We start from the raw sequence: 16,651 nt of genomic DNA on the forward strand, positions 1-16,651 counted from the left end.
TAACCCCCTGTACATCAAAGCTCATCCTGGTGTCTGGCAGCCAATTCCTGCGCATGGTGAGCACGACCTGTTGCTCTCAGGCGCTCGATATAAGCAGGTAGCTCTCCTCGGGTGTAGTAGGGACCACCCTCCCGCAGCACCGTCATCATCGGGTCGACATCATGCAGGCTGGTGGCGGCCATCTCGCTGTACCACTGCTCCAACATCCCCATTGCGTGGTCGACCAGCTGAGGCATCTCATTCGACAGATTCTGTTCCTCGTGAGGGTCTTGGGATAGGTCGAACAACATTAGAGGCTGTAGCTGCTTGTACCCATCATGATAGGTGCGCAGGCAGATATAGTTATCAAACCGGACCGATCTCTGGCAGGACCACGTGTTCTGGCTTATCACAAGATATGGACGGCCAGCTTCCGCGCCAGACTTGAAGGCATAAGCGAAAGACTTGCCATCCCAGTTATCCGGTACCTGCCCTCCCAACAACTCCACAAGCGTGGCTGCCCAATCGTACTGATAATGCAGTGCTCTATCCACGCGCATAGAGTCAGTAATCCCCGGCCAACGAACTATCAACGGCACCCTACAGGTGAACTGATCGGCCGTTTGATGATCGCCCCAGACATTTAACTCTCCCAGGTTCTCGCCATGGTCAGCACCTATGATGATGACCGTTTCATCTAGAACTCTGAGTTCATCCAACACGCTCAGCAACCTGCCCACATGCTCGTCTGCGTACCTGACACCTACGTCGTAACCGTCTATCCACATCCTGACAGCTTCCATGGAGTCGATCTGGGCGGGAACTCTTGGGTACTTGAGATGAAAATCCTCTTGCCCCCAGCCCGAGGGCTCCTGCGCGCTATGTGGGCCATAGCCCTCCCAGCACTTCTGGCGAACCTCCTCCGTCAACCAGTAGGGCAGAGGCTCACCCTCGAAGGGATTCCCGAACTCGATCGGTGTACGGTAGGGAGTGTGAGGATCCCAGTAGTTGACGTGCAGGAACCAGTTATCGGTTTGGGCATGGCGCCGGAGCCAGTCGATAGCAATGGGTGTAACGTCATCTGCTACATCCATCCCCCTCCTACCGGGGTTGTAGATCTCGTTAAAGCCGGCGTACCAGTGCCATGCGGAGTGTCGCTCACCGAAAGAGCTAACAGTGACTGTGCGCATGCCAAGGCTGCGCAGCAGAGCCATCCAGCCCGTCCTGTCGAACAGGTCTCGGTGCCCACGATTTGGGCCCTCACGAAATGGTTCGGAAGCAACTCCACCGTGATTGACTACGCTGGTATGAAAACCAGAGCGGCCGCTCCATAGAGCAGTGCGCGAAGGCAAGCAGGGAGCATCGGAGATGTAGCAGTTTTCGAAGACCACTGCCTTGTGGGCTATTGAGTCGATGTTTGGGCTGGTATTACGGTGGTAGCCATAGCAGCCAAGATGGTCAGGACGCAGGCTATCTATATCCACATAGAGCAAACGCATAAGCACCCCCTTCAAGTGGTTCCACAGATCGACGTGCCTACATCCTAACATAATGGCCAATGTACGCCCCAAAGATAAGACTAGTTATCCCACCTAGACATGTAGCTATAAGGGATACAACAACCAACATTCACAGAGGCCAGAGGAATTTACTACCCTGTATTGGGACCTTGGGGATTGCCCGCACGCGGATGAAGGCTACCAGATTAAGCCCCTGTACGGTTCACCCCCACGCGTGTGGGGACGATTCATTATTTGTCATCAATATTTTTCCTTGACATCGGTTCACCCCCACGCGTGTGGGGACGATGGTATATGCGGTTGACATCGATCATGGCCTCTCGGTTCACCCCCACGCGTGTGGGGACGATGCTGTATCTTCTCTTCCCGAAGGGCAGCAAGGTCGGTTCACCCCCACGCGTGTGGGGACGATACTTGCTAACTCCGCATTCTACCTAGGGTTTGATTTTAGATACCCCGTTTGGTATCAGGTAGCCTTCCCCAAAGGCACAACCAAACCTCCGACCTAGCCAACGGAGCCAGCACCATTGGCCCGAGGTCAGCGCTCAGAGCCCAAGCTACTATTCCCGCCTTGCGGAAGGCACCTCTGGGCCACGAGCAGCACCTTCCACAGGCAGCAAGGCAGGATTGGGCTTTACCCTTGCAACCTGTATCACACCCAGGAGTGGGGGCGTACACCCCGGGCGTGACCATAGTCTAGCATATGTTCTAAATTTTTGCCAAGGACAAATTCCCGAAATATCCGGTCTTCTCATGTACAAATCCCTGTAGCCCTTAGTAGACCCACCCCAAGTTGCCTGCTACGTGCTGGCAGATGGGTCACCCCGGAAGGGGCAAGGCCTTGCTAAGGCCATGAGTAATAGCCAGCTCGATATGCTCGCGCAACCCCTGAACGTGCATGCAGCGTTTACAGCGCTCAAACCCTGAATGGTCGTTCAGGGTTTGAATACACACAAACCCTGACAGAAGGACAGGGTAAAGCCTCCTCAAACCCTGACAACACTGACAGGGTTTGCAACTCCCAAACCCTGACAATACTGACACTCAAACCCTGACAATACTGACACTCAAACCCTGACAGCTGTGTCAGGGAAACCGTCAAATATTAACCGTCAAAATAACCGTCAAGATATTAACCCCCCTTACCCCCCACAGCAAGCTGTGAGGGCTACCACCTCCTCCCAAGCCAGACTGCCCAACCCGTTGCTTGCCTCCTCCCGAGACGGAGCTCGCGCACAGCGATGGCAAGCAGCCCCTGCCACAAGTGATCGCGCTGTGCCTCTTCGAGCAATTACCCCTCACCCCCACCCCAAACTCCGCGGCACCCCTCCCCCTCTCCCTGGAATGCATAAGTTCGCTTATTGCATTTGCTTAAAGCTTTTGGTACACTTGATCCAAAAGTGCACATTGACAGCTTGATATGCAGCAGGTAGTACGTGAGGGGCGGATGTGCTGCTTGCTCCCTGCCGGCAGGTGGGGTTATCTGTGCTGAGGGCAAAGTTGCGGTGCGGCTCCGGGCATGCCTCGAGCGCGCAGAGGTGCCTGGGACGGATCGCTTCAAGATCGGGCGCAAAGGACAACGGCAGGGACAGTCCAGGGAGCATAGGCTCGTGGGCCAGGAGCCTTACTGGTGCTGGGGACGCAAGAGGTGCGGGATAAGATTTGGGGCGTCGTTCACGCACCCTGCGGCGCCATCTTCGGTGATCCAGGTAGGCGACCCTGCGGATGCCCCAAGTACACAAGACTTGAAGCTTGCAGTGCCTGCCAGTAGACGCTGCTATTTTCCCTGAGCAAGCTTTCGAGGCGAGTAAGGAGACGTACACCTGGAGTAGAGAATCACCAATCGAGCATGCTGACACGTTCGGGCCGCGGGTCATATGGGCTTTGTTGCTGCGAGCACGTACAGAGCGTTGGATGAGAGCTATCGTAGCTGGAATACGTAGTGGTCAGCTTGATATCCCGGAGGAGTGCCCAGCACATATCATCGCCTGGCACAGGGATCTGGATGTAAGGCTGTGACTGGGATCAGGACGGCCTCAAGTGCCGGACCTTACCACACAGATTCTCTCAACACCCAAGACAGGGCAATAGATCCACCGAGGCTTGCAGGGATTAAAAATAAAGGCCCAGAGCTTATTTCCCCGGAGCCTCTGACATTGCCAAGCTAGGAATTTGCACTCTTCGGCGCGCCAGGAGGGACTCGAACCCCCGACCCGCTGCTTAGAAGGCAGCTGCTCTGTCCAACTGAGCTACTGGCGCTCGACGATTCAATTATAGCATAGGGCATCCACCCCTTATCAAATCCCCAGTTGCAATCAGTAGCAGGGATAGCCAGCTAGTGGTTCTGGTACTCTTCGTACCTTCCGAGCACCCATACCACGTCGGACAGCCTGTTGAGGTAGCGCAGCACCTGCTGGTTGCTTATCTCCTCTGAGTGGAAAAGTCTCGCGATGATTCTCTCTGCTCGCCTTATGACGGTCCTAGCCACATCCAGGGCCGCACCCGCCATAGTATCTCCAGGAGTTATGAAGGCATTGGGGAGCTCTACCTGTGATTTTAGTTCCTCCAGGAGCTTGTCCAGCTTCTCGACATGCTCAGTAGTTATCTTGTACTTGCTCTTCTCGTAGTCCTCCTCCGGAGTAGCCAGCTCGGCCATCATTACGTACAGATCCTGTTGGATCTCATATATAGCTGTCTTCACCCTCTGATGATTGCTCATGGCACGGGCGAGCCCAAGAAAAGAATTAGCCTCATCCAGCGTACCGTAGGACTCGGGCCTGTCATGATACTTGGGCACTCTCTGGCTGCCCCAAAGGTTTGTGAAGCCATCATCACCTCTGCGTGTACTAACTACTGGCACTTCTTCCTCCTTTACAAGAACGTTCTCACTGATTGTAATCTCTAAGTTATCTTCTTGGAACTAAAATTGCGACAAACAAATCCGCAATCTTCATGTTCAGACGGTATAGAAAGAAAGGTGGCACTGAGATGGACGGGCACCACAACAAAGAGCAGGAACAACACAAGCTTTCTAGGCGCAAGGTACTCCAGTTGGGCAGTAAGCTCGCAGTCCTAACGATCGGAGGACCAATTCTAGCTTCCTGCGGAGGGGGCGGAGGTGGTAGCACCCCAACTGCCGGCATGGTATCCCCCTCACCCTCACCTGCTTCTCCCTCGCCTGCAGCACCGGGGATAACTCCGGGGACCACCCCTGCAGCTTCCATGGCCCCATCGGCAAGTCCTACGGCAGCCTCAACCGCCTCCACTGGCGCTACCGGCTGGCAGGTGAGGTTCAAGGAGCAGGCCACCATAACCGCCTGGGGCTTCAACACCGACAACACGACCGCCAGGGTAAGAGTGAACCTGTTCAAGCAAACCTACCCCAATATCCAGCTAAGGCTGGTGCCAGAGATCACGGATCAGAAGATACTGACAGCCGTCGCGAGCGGGCAGGTCCCAGACCTCTTCTGGATAGGGCGTAACAGCGTCATCAGCTGGGCAGCAAGAGGGGCACTCGAGCCCCTAAACGACCTCATCGAGAAAGACGACAGGTTCAACATGGATAACTTCTACGAGTCGGCAGTGAAAGAGGTCACCTGGGACGATCAGATATGGGCCATTCCCCAGTTCATGGATGTGAGAGCTCTCTGGATCAACCATAAGCCTCTACAAGAGTCGGGGATAAAGCCGGATGACATTGACCCCAAGAACTGGAACCAGCTGCAACAATATGGCGTGAAGCTCACAAAGAAGCAGGGGAACAGGCTCATCAGATGGGGCTTCGACCACAAGGTGCAGGATGGCTACATGTGGATGTGGTCCTGGGCGAACAACAGCAACCTGCTAAGCGAGGACGGCAGGACCGCCACGTTCGCCACACCGGAAAATATCGAGGCGCTGCGATACGCCGCCGAAACCATACAGAAACAGGGAGGCTGGAAGGCATTCGATGCTTTCAGGCAGACATGGCAATGGGATGCTCAGCACCCGGTTATCCAGAATCAGGTGGCCCTGACACTCTACGAAAGCTGGCTGCTGGGAATGATCGCCGAATTTGCCCCTGATCACCCCTTCAACGTCGTTCCCTTCACCGACAAGAACGGCAAGATAGTGACGGCTGTAGGCGGACTAGCCTGGGCTATTCCCAAGGGAGCAAAGAATAAGGAGGCCGCGTGGGAGTTCATCTCGTTTATGTCCGATGCCCAGGTGTGGCTACGAGGGGCAAAGGCTCAGGCTAACGAGGAGAAAGGCAAGTACGTACCATCCCTGACGGCCAACAAAGAGGCAGACAAGCTGCTGCGCGAGCAGGTTTACTCCCCAATCAATGACGCTATAGATTCGGCAGTGGCGTTGTTCCCAAGGCTATTGAACAACAGCCAGGCGGCACCACCTTCGCCGGTCAACGCTGAGATAAACGACGTACTGAACAACGATGCTGTACTCCCGGCCCTCAGAGGGGAGAAATCGCCTGAGGATGCCCTGAAAGCAGCGCAGGAGAAGGCACAGGCGGCCATAGACAAGTTCTTCAAATAGCTTGCCCGTAGCCTTCTTACCATAAGCGGGAGCAATAGCCATGAGAAGCGTACAGGCTCAGAGAAGATACAAGAAAGAGGAGGCCATCACGGCCCTCCTCTTCATATCGCCATGGATCATTGGGTTCCTGGTTTTCACCGCAGGTCCCATGCTGGCATCGATCTACTTCAGCCTCACAGAATATAACGTGCTTCAGCCGCCGGAGTGGGTGGGCCTTGCAAACTACAAGGAGATATTCACCAACGACCCACTGTTTTGGAAGTCCCTCTACAACACCATATACTACACAGCCCTATACGTTCCACTCCACCTAGCGGTAGCACTGGGACTGGCCTTGCTGCTGAACCTTAATGTCCGTGGCGTACCGTTTTGGCGAACGTTCTTCTACTTACCCTCTATCACCCCGGTGGTAGCTGTGGCCATCCTGTGGCGGTGGATCCTCAACCCTAACAGCGGCATACTCAATCGCTTTCTGGCCTCTGTAGGGCTGCCAACCCCCGGATGGACTACTGACCCTAACTGGATGAAGCCTGCGCTCGTACTCATGAGCCTCTGGGGAGCCGGAGGTGCTATGCTGATATATCTAGCGGGACTAAAGAACATCCCAAGAGAGCTGTACGAGGCCGCCCAGATCGATGGAGCCGGAAGATGGGCCAGGTTCATACACATAACCCTGCCTATGATCTCCGGAGTTATGTTCTTCAACCTGGTCATAAGCATCATCGCGTCCCTACAGACGTTTGCACAGCCTGTACTGCTGTTCAATACCTCGGAGGGCGGGGGAAGCACCACGAATGACGCCGTGTTGCTATACATTGTCTATCTCTTCCGCCAGGCGTTTAGATACTTCCATATGGGATATGCTTCTGCCCTGGCGTGGATAATCTTCGTGATAATCGTCATATTCACGATCATACAGTTCAGGCTGTCCCAACGCTGGGTCTACTATGAAGGGGGTGAGCAAAAATGACCACGAAACCCCAGGCAGCTAGAGTCAGGGTAGCGGCCAGTCCAAGAAAGCTCTCATTGCCGCACATCGCGGAGAGGTTTCTCATATACCTGCTCTTATCCATCCTGTCCTTCATATTCCTTGTGCCTTTCTTCTGGCTGGTATCTACCTCGCTCAAACCCCGAGCCCAGATCTTCGCCCCAAACTGGATCCCTGACCCCATAGCTTGGGGCAACTACTCGGAAGTGCTTAGGAACACAGATTTCGCTCTATGGACCCGTAACAGCCTCATAGTGACCTTCCTAGCGGTAGTAAGTGTGGCGTTTTCAAGCGCGCTGGTCGCTTACCCCTTTGCCAAGATGAACTTCCCCCTCAAAGGCCCCCTGTTTGCGCTCATACTGGCGACGATGATGCTGCCGAGCGCAGTGACGATGGTACCTACCTTCCTCATATGGAAGAAGCTGAACGCCGTGAACACCTTCTATCCCCTGTGGGCCGGCAATCTGTTTGGATCCGCCTTCTACATCTTCATGTTGAGACAATTCTTCCTGACCATACCTAACGACCTGAAGGAAGCAGCTATCGTTGATGGCGCATCTCATCTCAGGATATTCTGGAGCGTGATGCTGCCCCTAGTGAAGCCGGCTATGCTAGCAGTGATACTGTTCGAGTTCGTGGCCAAGTGGAACGACTATATGACCCCACTTATCTACCTGAACGACCCCAGAAAGTATACGCTACCCCTAGGGGTAGCTACCTTCATGAACAGCGCGGGGTTCGAGACAAGATGGGATCTCTGGATGACTAGCTCCGTGCTCATGACCATCCCGATAATAATACTCTTCTTCCTGGGGCAGAGGTTCTTTATAGAGGGTATCGCTACCACGGGACTCAAAGGCTAGAGGCTCTGGGTCCAAAGCCTACAGAGTGACTGTGGACCTGAGCGTATCCTGACCTCTGACCCATACCAAGGTAACTTGGGAGCCCTTTCTTAGATTCTCTATGGCCTTCTCCAGGTCCTCGGCATTTCTTATGGGCCTGGCGTTGACCTCGGTAATAATATCTCCAGGCCTAAGTCCTGCACGCTCGGCAGCGGACCCTGCGGCGACCCTACCCACATAGGCCCCAAATATGGGCACCACACCATGCTCGAGGGCTATACGACTGGAATCTGCAACGCTGACGCCAAGGCTTGCCTTGCCCTCAGCGGCGCTTTGAAGCACTCTGTCTAGTCTCTTGCGGTCGAAACCTATGATGATCTCGTTGCCTACTCTGATGACTGGAACGCCCTGCTGACCACTTATCCTGATCATCTCGTAGGCCGCATTCCTGTCCACGCTCACATCCTTCTCTATGAAGGGTATGTTCTTCTGTCTGAGGTAATCCTTAGCCTGCCTACAGAAACCGCAGGTAGGAGTCGTATATATGACCACTTCGGGTAAAGCCACGGTTACACCTCCCTCTTAGCCAACAAAGAGGCAAATTCTACCAACGATGAGACTCTTTCGCCGGTCCAACCCTGGTGTTCGCCCTTACGATCAAGCAATACAGCTCGTATGCCACAATCCAGAGCCCCGGCAACGTTCTCAGGAGTATCATCTATAAAGCATGCCTGACTGGGCTTATACCCCAGCTTGGCCAGCGGCACGTTGTAGGCCCTCGGATCCGGCTTTTGGTAACCAACAGACCAGCTGGCGAACACCTCTTGAAAATATCTACCTAGACCAGCGTAGTTGATAGCTTCACACATCGATGGTCCACCATTAGTAACAACCGCGAGCAAGTAATCTCTTCCCAAAGCCTCCAAAGTTGGGATCACATCTGGGTAAACGCTTACCCAGCGCGCCCAGTTGCCTCTCTCAGCCACTTCATCGACCAGCGAACCATCATGATCGATTCCCAGATCCTCCAGAAACATTGCTGCGTACTTCTGACGATCCGCCTTCTCTTCTTGGAAAGTACTTCCGGGCACCCTGGTGGGACTCATCCACCACTGGTGTGCGCGCCGTATAGCAGATCTAATCTGCTCTCTGGTAAGGTCGTAGCCCATATCGGCCATCACACGCTGGAATACATCTACAGGAGACGTTATCTCTATTAGAGTGCCAAGTGCATCGAAAAGAACAACCCTTAGATCTTCGGCATGACTCATGGCACAACACCCACATGAACGGTAACTGTGCCCAGGGCCAAGGGGTAGTATCTTACTTTCACCAGTCCGGCCTCACGCATCATGCGCGCTACCTCCTCCGGCGATGGGAAGACTGACAAGGACTCAGGAAGATATCCGTAAGCACTTCGCGACCTGGCCAGGGCACCCCCTACTATCGGCACCAGGTGATAGAAATAGATCCTGTAGATATCCCGGAATATGGGCAGAGTGGGCCTGGAGAGCTCCAAATGTACCACTCTGCCCCCTGGTCGCACCACTCTGCGCATCTCAGAGAACATGCCCTTCAGGTCGGTAACGTTCCTGCCCGCAAACCCCACGGTAGCGGCATCGAACTCCCCATCCGCAAATGGTAAGTTCAGTGCATCAGCCCACTCGAACTGGATGATTCCATCCAACCCCAGTCTTTTGACCTTTTCATGCGCCAGGCGGAGCATGCCCTCGCTGAAGTCTATACCCACCACCCGTCCATTTGGCCCCACAGCTTTGGCCAAAGTTATGGCAAAATCCCCCGTGCCCGTGGCCACATCAAGAGCGGAATCCCCCGGTTTGAGCCCCGAGAGGCGGACGGCGGTACGCCTCCATAGTCTATGTAGCCCCAAGCTTATGATGCTGTTTAGCCTATCGTAGACGGGTGCTATGGAGGTGAACATCTCGCGCACGTACTGGGCTTTTTGCTCCGGTGGAGGCAGGTATCTGGTCTTCATTTTACCGTCACACTCTTAGCAAGGTTTCTAGGCTTATCAGGATCTGTGCCCCTCTTTATAGACAGGCAATAGGCCAGAAGTTGGGCAGGTACTGCGTTAACTATAGGTGACGCATCCCCCGAGTCCGCCACTGGTATCCAGTAATCAAAGACCTCGGAGCAGACTGGGGAGATACCTATAATGTATCCCCCTCTGGCCTTCAGTTCCTGTGCTCCTGAAAGTATAGCAGCTTGGGTCTCGTCTGAGGGAGCAAACACTATGCAGGGCGTACCCTGCTCAATCAGTGCGATAACTCCGTGTTTGAGCTCCCCACCAGCGAATCCCTCAGCATGTATGTAAGTCACTTCCTTGATCTTGAGCGCGGCCTCCAGCGCAGAGGAGTAGCTGAGCCCCCTGCCTATCAGGAAGATATGCTCTCTATTATATATGCGCTCTGCCAGCTCCTCTATCTTGCTCTTGATACCATCTCTAAGCAGCTCCTCGACACCTTCGGCCGCACGCAACACCAGCTCCTTGCCCTCGTCAAGACGCCCATCCAGAGCATAAGCCGTCATCAGGAGCACCGCAAGTTTGGCTGTGTAGCTCTTGGTGGCAAGCACGCACTTTTCTGGCCCAGCCCCAAGCAACACCGAGAAATCCGCCATGCGATAGAGCGTTGACCCCAGCACATTCACCAGTGCCGCAACCCGCACGCCCTTTTCCCTCTTAGCCTTGATCAACGGCTCAATGACATCTATAGTCTCACCGCTTTGGGATAGAGCTATCACCAGGCTCTGAGGAGTCAGGAAATGCTCCAGGTATCCGAACTCGCTGCCCACAGCGAAGTTTACATGGAACCTTGCAATGCGCGAGAAGAGGTACTGACCCGTGAGTGCAGCATTGGCAGCAGTGCCACACCCTATAAAGAACGTACCATAGGAAGCCCTCATCATATCTGCAAGAGCACTCGCGTTCTCGCCCTGAGTCATAGCTATCGACCTGAGGATAGAAGGCTGCTCATAGATCTCCTTTATCAAATAGTGGGGATAGTCGCCTAGCTCTGCCTGCTCCAAGCTCCATTCCAGCTGAGATACTTCAAGTGATACCGGATCCCCAGTCTGTATATCTCTGGCACTTACCTCTTCTCGAGTTATCAGGAGCATCTGACCATCGGATATGAAGGCCACTCGCCGGGTATGAGGCAGCAGAGCTGAAGCATCGGAAGATATGTAATACCCATCCTCACCATAACCCAGCACCAATGGAGAGCCGTTCTTTGCGGCTACTATCGCGCCAGAAGAGCTATCTAAGGCCATAACGGCGTTCATTCCCTCAAGCCGCATGAACACCCTACGAAGGGCTTCTGCGAATCCAGCAGGGTCAGTATCAGCACCGTTTATCTCCTCTTCCAGCAGATGTGCCACCACTTCCGTATCGGTCTCTGACCTAAGTTTGTGTCCACGGCTCAGTAGCTCATTACGGAGCTCAGAGAAATTCTCTATTATGCCGTTATGGATAACAGCTACATGACCAGAACAATCTAGGTGAGGATGAGCATTGTAGTCAGTTACGCCACCATGAGTGGCCCAGCGGGTGTGGCCGAAACCCAGAAAGCTGTTGGGCATATCCACCTGCGCATTGCCTATCTTTCCAACCTGCTTGGTCAGGTTTATGCCCTCCTCTGTCACTACGGCCACTCCCCACGAGTCGTAGCCCCTATACTCCAGACGTTTGAGCCCGTCTAGTACCAGACCAGCAACATCCCTGTCCTGACCAACATAACCAAATATACCGCACACAAAGGACCTCCTTACAAAACACAAAGATGTACTATCACCCAGCAGGGTGTAAGCTAAAAATGTATTAGTTGGTCCTCGTGAGCGAACGGAGCAGCGCGGTCGGGGATTTGTCCAAGCGGTCACCCGCAAGATTTGTCCCCTTCCTGACGACCACTGCGGGCCGGAAGGCCACCCGCCGAAGATTTCGATAAGCCTTCCCCTCGTCACCTCTTAGCAAGAGGTCTGGCGCTTCCTCGATAAGATCCTTCGCTCTCGAGTCCGGTACAATTCTAGGGTTACAGCACAAACAAAGCAAATAAAGCGTAAACAAAATTATCTCGACCTGTCTCCGACTATCACCTCATATATGGACTGTAGCTCCTCTTCAGAGTAGAAATGTATCACTAGCTTGCCGCCCTTGCGCGAACGGGAAAGGGACACCTTCGTTCCCAGAGCCTGCCTGAAACGTTCCTCCAGATAGGTCACCTCTGGATCTATAGTCTGGGAGGACCTCTGACCAGAGTTCTCCCGGAGGCGCTTGACTAGCTGCTCGGTCTGCCTAACGCTCAGACCGCGCTCGACCACCAGCTTGGCAGTATTTATCTGGCTCTGGGGATCCCGAAGCCCCAACAGGGCTCGGGCGTGACCCTCGGAGATCTGCCCCTGGATCAACATCTCCTTGACCTCGGGGACAAGCTCCAACAGCCTGAGGGCGTTGGCTACTGCAGGCCTACTCTTGCCTACTCGCTCCGCAATCTCATCTGTAGAGAAGCCAAACTTCCTCTGCAGCTCTCTATATGCCTTGGCCTCATCGATAGGGTTGAGATCTTCTCGCTGAAGATTCTCGATGAGAGCTAGCAGCAGCATGTTATCGCTCGCCCTAGCCTCCCGTATCACCACGGGCACCTGCTGGACACCTGCCATTTTGGCGGCATGAAGGCGCCTATGACCGGCAATCAACTGATAAGCGTCCCCGCTCTTTTGTACCAGCAGAGGTTGCAGTATACCGTTCTGCTTTATGGACTCCACCAGAGACTGCAGCCTCTCTTCATCCATGGATCCCCTGGGTTGATAGGGATTAGCTATGATCTGATCTACAGGGACTAAATTGTCGAAAGTATTGCTGGTTTGCGGGATGAGAGCATCAAGCCCTCTTCCCAATCCACCCTTAGGCCTGGACATTTTGCCCCCTAACGCAACCTGTAATTAGGAGCTTCCCGGGTGATAACCACATCGTGGGGATGGCTCTCTCGGAGGCCAGCATTGGTAATACGCATGAACTTAGTGTTCTCTTTCATCTCGCGGATGTTCCTCGCACCACAGTAGCCCATAGCCGAGCGCAGACCACCCACCAGCTGATAGACCAGATTAGAGAGGGGTCCCTTATAGGGAACTCTAGCTTCTATCCCCTCAGGCACCAGCTTGGATACGTTGCCTATGTCGGCCTGTCCATAGCGGTCCCTGCTATATCCTCTCTGCTTCATGGCAGCAATGGATCCCATACCACGGTACTCTTTATACCTTTCGCCCTGGTATATCAGGACCTCTCCTGGGCTTTCGTCAACACCAGCCAGGAGGCTACCGAGCATGACTGTGTCCGCCCCGGCAGCTATAGCTTTGGCGATATCGCCCGAATACTGTATACCCCCGTCAGCTATGATAGTTGCACCATACGGAGCCACTGCGCGGGCACAGTTATAGATGGCCGTCAGCTGAGGCACACCAGCACCCGCAACTATCCTGGTGGTACAGATCGCACCAGGCCCTATGCCAACTTTGACGCCGTCAGCCCCGGCCCTCACGAGATCTTCGGCTCCCTCTGGAGTGCCCACGTTACCAGCTATAACATCCACATCCCAACGAGCCTTTATCTCCCTGACTATGTCTATCACCGCCTTGGTATGACCGTGAGCAGTATCCACAACTATGACATCAACCCCGGCAGCTATGAGCGCCTCCGCCCTTTCCAGTCCTGCAGAACCCACACCCACTGCAGCCCCTACTCTCAGCCTGCCCTTCTCATCCTTAGTAGCCATAGGGAATTGAATCTTCTTTTGGATATCCTTGACAGTTATAAGACCTTTCAACCGGCCTTCATCGTCCACCACCGGCAGCTTCTCTATCTTGTAGCGGTGCAGTATCTCCCTGGCTTCCTCTAGTGTGGTGCCTACTGGGGCCGTTATAAGGTTCTCGGAGGTCATAGCGGAACTTATGGGCTTAGTCAAGTCGGTCTCGAATCTGATGTCCCTGTTAGTAAGTATCCCGACAAGCTTGCCCTCTTCATCTACTACTGGCACGCCACTGATGTGATACTTCTCCATAATAGCCACCGCATCGGATAGCTGAGCATACGGCGGCAAGGTAACGGGCTCGACGATCATTCCAGCTTCCGACCTCTTTACCTTGTCAACCTCAGCCACCTGCTCCTCTATGGACAGGTTCCTGTGGATTATCCCTATCCCACCCTCACGTGCCAGAGCTATGGCCATCCTAGCCTCTGTAACAGTGTCCATAGCGGCAGAGACTATGGGAATGTTGAGACTTATACGAGGAGTTAAACAAGTCGAGGTAGAAACCTCAGATGGCAATACCTCGCTATAAGCAGGAACCAGCAGAACATCATCAAAAGTATAGCCCTCAAGAGCAAACTTGTCGTCCAGCACCGTCTCACCTCCAGGATATTATGTAATTGTAAGCTTGCGTAGAGCCCAATGTAAAGCCAGAGAGATCAATGGAGCGTGAAATTTTTAGACGGTCATTATTCTCTGTAAGTGCTTTCTATAGCAATTCTTTTATATAGAATTGGGGGTATTGCTACTTAAAGGCTATGCTTAATAAAAAGCTATCTGGAGGGTAGGTTGTCCTTCAAGAAGTCAGCTCTGCTGCTTTGGCCCGTGTCCGCCCTGGCCTGGGCAAGTATCGCCTACTATATCTTTAGTATCAACATAGGCGCTGAGAGCGATGTCTTCGCCGTTACAAGGCTGCTCTACTATGGATTGTTGATGATAGCCCCTGTTACGGCCGCCATACCTATATGCCGACTTACTGATAGCCGCGTGTTCTGGATCGAGAGCCTGATATATTGGGCAGGGCTACTCTATATGTTCACCTTTGTTCCACCTGATAGATATGGCCTGCCTGGTTATCTCCTCTTCATGGTAATGTTCTTCGGTGCATGCTATACGATCTTCATGCCTATAGGCTATGCGATCGGCTTCCGCTTATTCACACTACGAGCTCACAAGAGAGACGTGAATCGAGCACGCAGAGAGGCCTACCTGCTGGCACTGTTTATAGCTCTGAGCGCAGCAATGAACGTGGCAGGATTATTCAACCTTATAAACGCAGTCCTGCTTTTGCTTATACTTATACTGACAGAACTATTCGCATTAGCCCACAAATCGGGCTCCGAAGCATAACAACAGGCAAGGATTTATGTCACGTATAGCAATAGTAGGATTAGATCTAGTAGGCACATCCCTGGGTCTGGCGCTAAAAGACTGGCTAGCCAAGCAGAAAGCAGATAGCAACACCATTCCCCTACAGATTGCCGGCTTCGACTACGATCCAGACAGGCAGAAGAGAGCCGAAAAGCTTGGTGCCATAGACAAAAGCTTCTGGGGACTTCCCAGCGCCATAGAGGACGCAGCAGTCATAATAGTCACCGGCCCTCTGGAGGAAGCCTCAAGAACCATCACGGAGCTCATACCGCTCATCAGTTGGAACACGGTGATCACCACCACCAATCCTCGCATAGCAGATACACTCCAGATCTTCAACACCTACGTCCACAAAGAAGAGCAGATAAGCTTTGTCGCGGGCCATCCGATGATATCCCTGGCGAGAGAGAGTTCTCCAAGCAAAGAGCTGTTTAGGGGAATGATGTATGGTGTGTTCCCCCACCCCAGGGCCAAGGCACAGGATATAGATCTCATAGTAGGTATTGTGCATGCTGTAGGCGCTAAGGCTTATTTTGCAGATCCAACAGAGTACGACTCACAGTTTGCTGCCACCAGTCTTTTGCCCGCCATGTTAGTGGCTATACTAGCAAGGACCGTCAGGAACGACTCAGGATGGCAGGACATCAGCCGATTCTCGCAAACTGATCTAGAGCAAATAGCGAAATTCCTCGGACCGTTCCCCGAAGAGCTAGCCGCAGATGCCCAGAATCATGCCAAGGACCTCAAGAGATGGCTGGAACGCTATCACGAGCAGCTAGGTGCCCTGATAGACTCTTTGGACAGGGATAACCAGGACACACAGACAGAAATAAGACAGCTGCTGGAGCAAGCCAACCAGGTACAGCAGGAATGGGGGGAGAAACCGAGCAGAGAAGCCCATGAGACTGCCGGCCTGCAAGATTTTATAAAGAGGATGTTTGTGGGCAGACGCAACAGGTAACCTAAGGCACCAGCTGCCAGTCGGGAGGCAGTTCGTAACGGAACAACATCCTAGTAGGTTTGCCGTTGCGACGCACTCGTCCCCTATCTTTCCTCTCTATGTCTGCATACGAGTTCTGCACCTGGATTATCCTCTTGGCTATCAGGTTGAATATAACCAACCCGGCCTTTACGGGCATCAGGCTAACTTCGCGCGTGATATTGTCTATAATCCTGAACGGGGGAGTGCCCTCAGGAGCCGTGTTGGAGAGCACACTCCTGATAGCCTCTGGATTCTCCTTGGTGTTGTGCTCATCAAACACCGCCAGCCCATGCAGAACATACCGCTTCAGGTCCGGATCGTAGGACTCAGAATAATCCAGCAATTCCTGCAGGTTACGAGGGTTCTGCGAGCATGCAGCCGTGAAAACCTTCATGGCATGACAAGGAGCCACGAAGCTTACAGTACCAACAGGGTCTATGATGTTAAATCTCATGACATTCATACTCCCAACATAGCACACGCCACATCCAGTTAGCAAAGAGTGGGATCTCCAGTAAACAGGGGTTTATACCAGCGTCTCTAACAACAAAGAAGTTTCAATAGGGTTGTAGACAGAGAATATCAACTTCCTGTATCATCTTCGCAGTTTCACG

Annotated in this window: 15 protein-coding genes, 1 tRNA gene and 1 pseudogene; 6 read left to right on the forward strand and 11 right to left on the reverse strand. The window is 53.4% G+C overall.

The window, feature by feature from the left end; all coding sequences use genetic code 11:
- Positions 1 to 14: 14 nt before the first annotated feature.
- Positions 15 to 1,478 carry a sulfatase gene (locus tag N2245_RS09240; protein WP_494536451.1) on the reverse strand — a complete coding sequence of 488 codons (1,464 nt, stop codon included), beginning with the start codon at positions 1,476 to 1,478 and terminating at the stop codon, positions 15 to 17.
- 1,773 nt (positions 1,479 to 3,251) lie between these two features.
- Between N2245_RS09240 and N2245_RS09245 the strand changes: the two genes are divergently transcribed.
- Positions 3,252 to 3,518, forward strand: a complete 267-nt coding sequence (locus N2245_RS09245) for a hypothetical protein (protein ID WP_494536452.1) — start codon at positions 3,252 to 3,254, stop codon at positions 3,516 to 3,518.
- A 166-nt stretch (positions 3,519 to 3,684) separates the two neighbouring features.
- Here N2245_RS09245 and N2245_RS09250 read toward each other — a convergent pair.
- Both N2245_RS09250 and N2245_RS09255 read right to left on the reverse strand, forming a co-directional pair.
- Positions 3,685 to 3,758: transfer RNA gene (locus N2245_RS09250), tRNA-Arg, on the reverse strand.
- A gap of 76 nt (positions 3,759 to 3,834) precedes the next feature.
- Positions 3,835 to 4,359 (reverse strand): cob(I)yrinic acid a,c-diamide adenosyltransferase, encoded by a 525-nt coding sequence (locus N2245_RS09255; protein WP_494536453.1) that lies wholly within the window; start codon positions 4,357 to 4,359, stop codon positions 3,835 to 3,837.
- 128 nt (positions 4,360 to 4,487) lie between these two features.
- On the opposite strand from N2245_RS09255, the gene N2245_RS09260 reads away from it, so the two are divergent.
- Genes N2245_RS09260 through N2245_RS09270 form a run of 3 tightly spaced genes read left to right on the forward strand, consistent with a single transcriptional unit; the run spans position 4,488 to position 7,883 of the window.
- On the forward strand, positions 4,488 to 6,032 hold the full coding sequence (locus N2245_RS09260; RefSeq protein ID WP_494536454.1) for an ABC transporter substrate-binding protein: 1,545 nt from the start codon (positions 4,488 to 4,490) through the stop codon (positions 6,030 to 6,032).
- Between the two features lie 40 nt (positions 6,033 to 6,072).
- Positions 6,073 to 7,002 (forward strand): carbohydrate ABC transporter permease, encoded by a 930-nt coding sequence (locus N2245_RS09265; protein ID WP_494536455.1) that lies wholly within the window; start codon positions 6,073 to 6,075, stop codon positions 7,000 to 7,002.
- Positions 6,999 to 7,883, forward strand: a complete 885-nt coding sequence (locus tag N2245_RS09270) for a carbohydrate ABC transporter permease (protein WP_494536456.1) — start codon at positions 6,999 to 7,001, stop codon at positions 7,881 to 7,883. Before N2245_RS09265 ends, N2245_RS09270 begins: the two co-directional genes overlap by 4 nt.
- Before the next feature lie 18 nt (positions 7,884 to 7,901).
- Here the strand turns inward: N2245_RS09270 and N2245_RS09275 are convergent, their stop codons facing one another.
- The 7 genes and pseudogenes from N2245_RS09275 to guaB all read right to left on the reverse strand — a co-directional run bounded on the left by N2245_RS09275 (position 7,902) and on the right by guaB (position 14,278).
- Positions 7,902 to 8,204: a PDZ domain-containing protein gene (locus N2245_RS09275; protein WP_494536534.1), complete on the reverse strand. Its 303-nt coding sequence runs from the start codon at positions 8,202 to 8,204 to the stop codon at positions 7,902 to 7,904.
- A pseudogene (locus N2245_RS09280) lies at positions 8,199 to 8,429 on the reverse strand (glutaredoxin family protein); the annotation flags it as partial. The gene N2245_RS09275 and the pseudogene N2245_RS09280, both read right to left, overlap by 6 nt.
- Before the next feature lie 2 nt (positions 8,430 to 8,431).
- Complete coding sequence (locus tag N2245_RS09285; RefSeq protein WP_494536457.1) at positions 8,432 to 9,133, reverse strand: HAD family hydrolase; 702 nt, start codon at positions 9,131 to 9,133, stop codon at positions 8,432 to 8,434.
- Positions 9,130 to 9,858 carry a bifunctional demethylmenaquinone methyltransferase/2-methoxy-6-polyprenyl-1,4-benzoquinol methylase UbiE gene (gene ubiE / locus N2245_RS09290; RefSeq protein WP_494536458.1) on the reverse strand — a complete coding sequence of 243 codons (729 nt, stop codon included), beginning with the start codon at positions 9,856 to 9,858 and terminating at the stop codon, positions 9,130 to 9,132. The genes N2245_RS09285 and ubiE overlap by 4 nt, the downstream gene beginning before the upstream one ends.
- On the reverse strand, positions 9,855 to 11,636 hold the full coding sequence (gene glmS / locus N2245_RS09295; RefSeq protein ID WP_494536459.1) for a glutamine--fructose-6-phosphate transaminase (isomerizing): 1,782 nt from the start codon (positions 11,634 to 11,636) through the stop codon (positions 9,855 to 9,857). The genes ubiE and glmS overlap by 4 nt, the downstream gene beginning before the upstream one ends.
- Positions 11,637 to 11,948: 312 nt before the next feature.
- Positions 11,949 to 12,797, reverse strand: coding sequence for a ParB/RepB/Spo0J family partition protein (locus N2245_RS09300; protein ID WP_494536460.1), 849 nt, complete (start codon positions 12,795 to 12,797; stop codon positions 11,949 to 11,951).
- A gap of 8 nt (positions 12,798 to 12,805) precedes the next feature.
- Entirely contained in the window at positions 12,806 to 14,278 is a 1,473-nt protein-coding gene (gene guaB, locus N2245_RS09305) for an IMP dehydrogenase (RefSeq protein ID WP_494536461.1), read from the reverse strand.
- Between the two features lie 195 nt (positions 14,279 to 14,473).
- On the opposite strand from guaB, the gene N2245_RS09310 reads away from it, so the two are divergent.
- Together N2245_RS09310 and N2245_RS09315 are read left to right on the forward strand one after the other, a co-directional pair.
- Positions 14,474 to 15,034: a hypothetical protein gene (locus N2245_RS09310; RefSeq protein ID WP_494536462.1), complete on the forward strand. Its 561-nt coding sequence runs from the start codon at positions 14,474 to 14,476 to the stop codon at positions 15,032 to 15,034.
- A gap of 16 nt (positions 15,035 to 15,050) precedes the next feature.
- A complete protein-coding gene (locus tag N2245_RS09315) occupies positions 15,051 to 16,016 on the forward strand; it encodes a prephenate dehydrogenase (RefSeq protein WP_494536463.1) in 966 nt (321 codons plus the stop codon).
- Position 16,017: 1 nt separating this feature from the next.
- Here N2245_RS09315 and N2245_RS09320 read toward each other — a convergent pair whose 3' ends face one another.
- A complete protein-coding gene (locus tag N2245_RS09320; protein ID WP_494536464.1) occupies positions 16,018 to 16,491 on the reverse strand; it encodes a hypothetical protein in 474 nt (157 codons plus the stop codon).
- Between the last annotated feature and the right edge of the window lie 160 nt (positions 16,492 to 16,651).

Source organism: Thermobaculum sp. T2p (assembly GCF_059335935.1).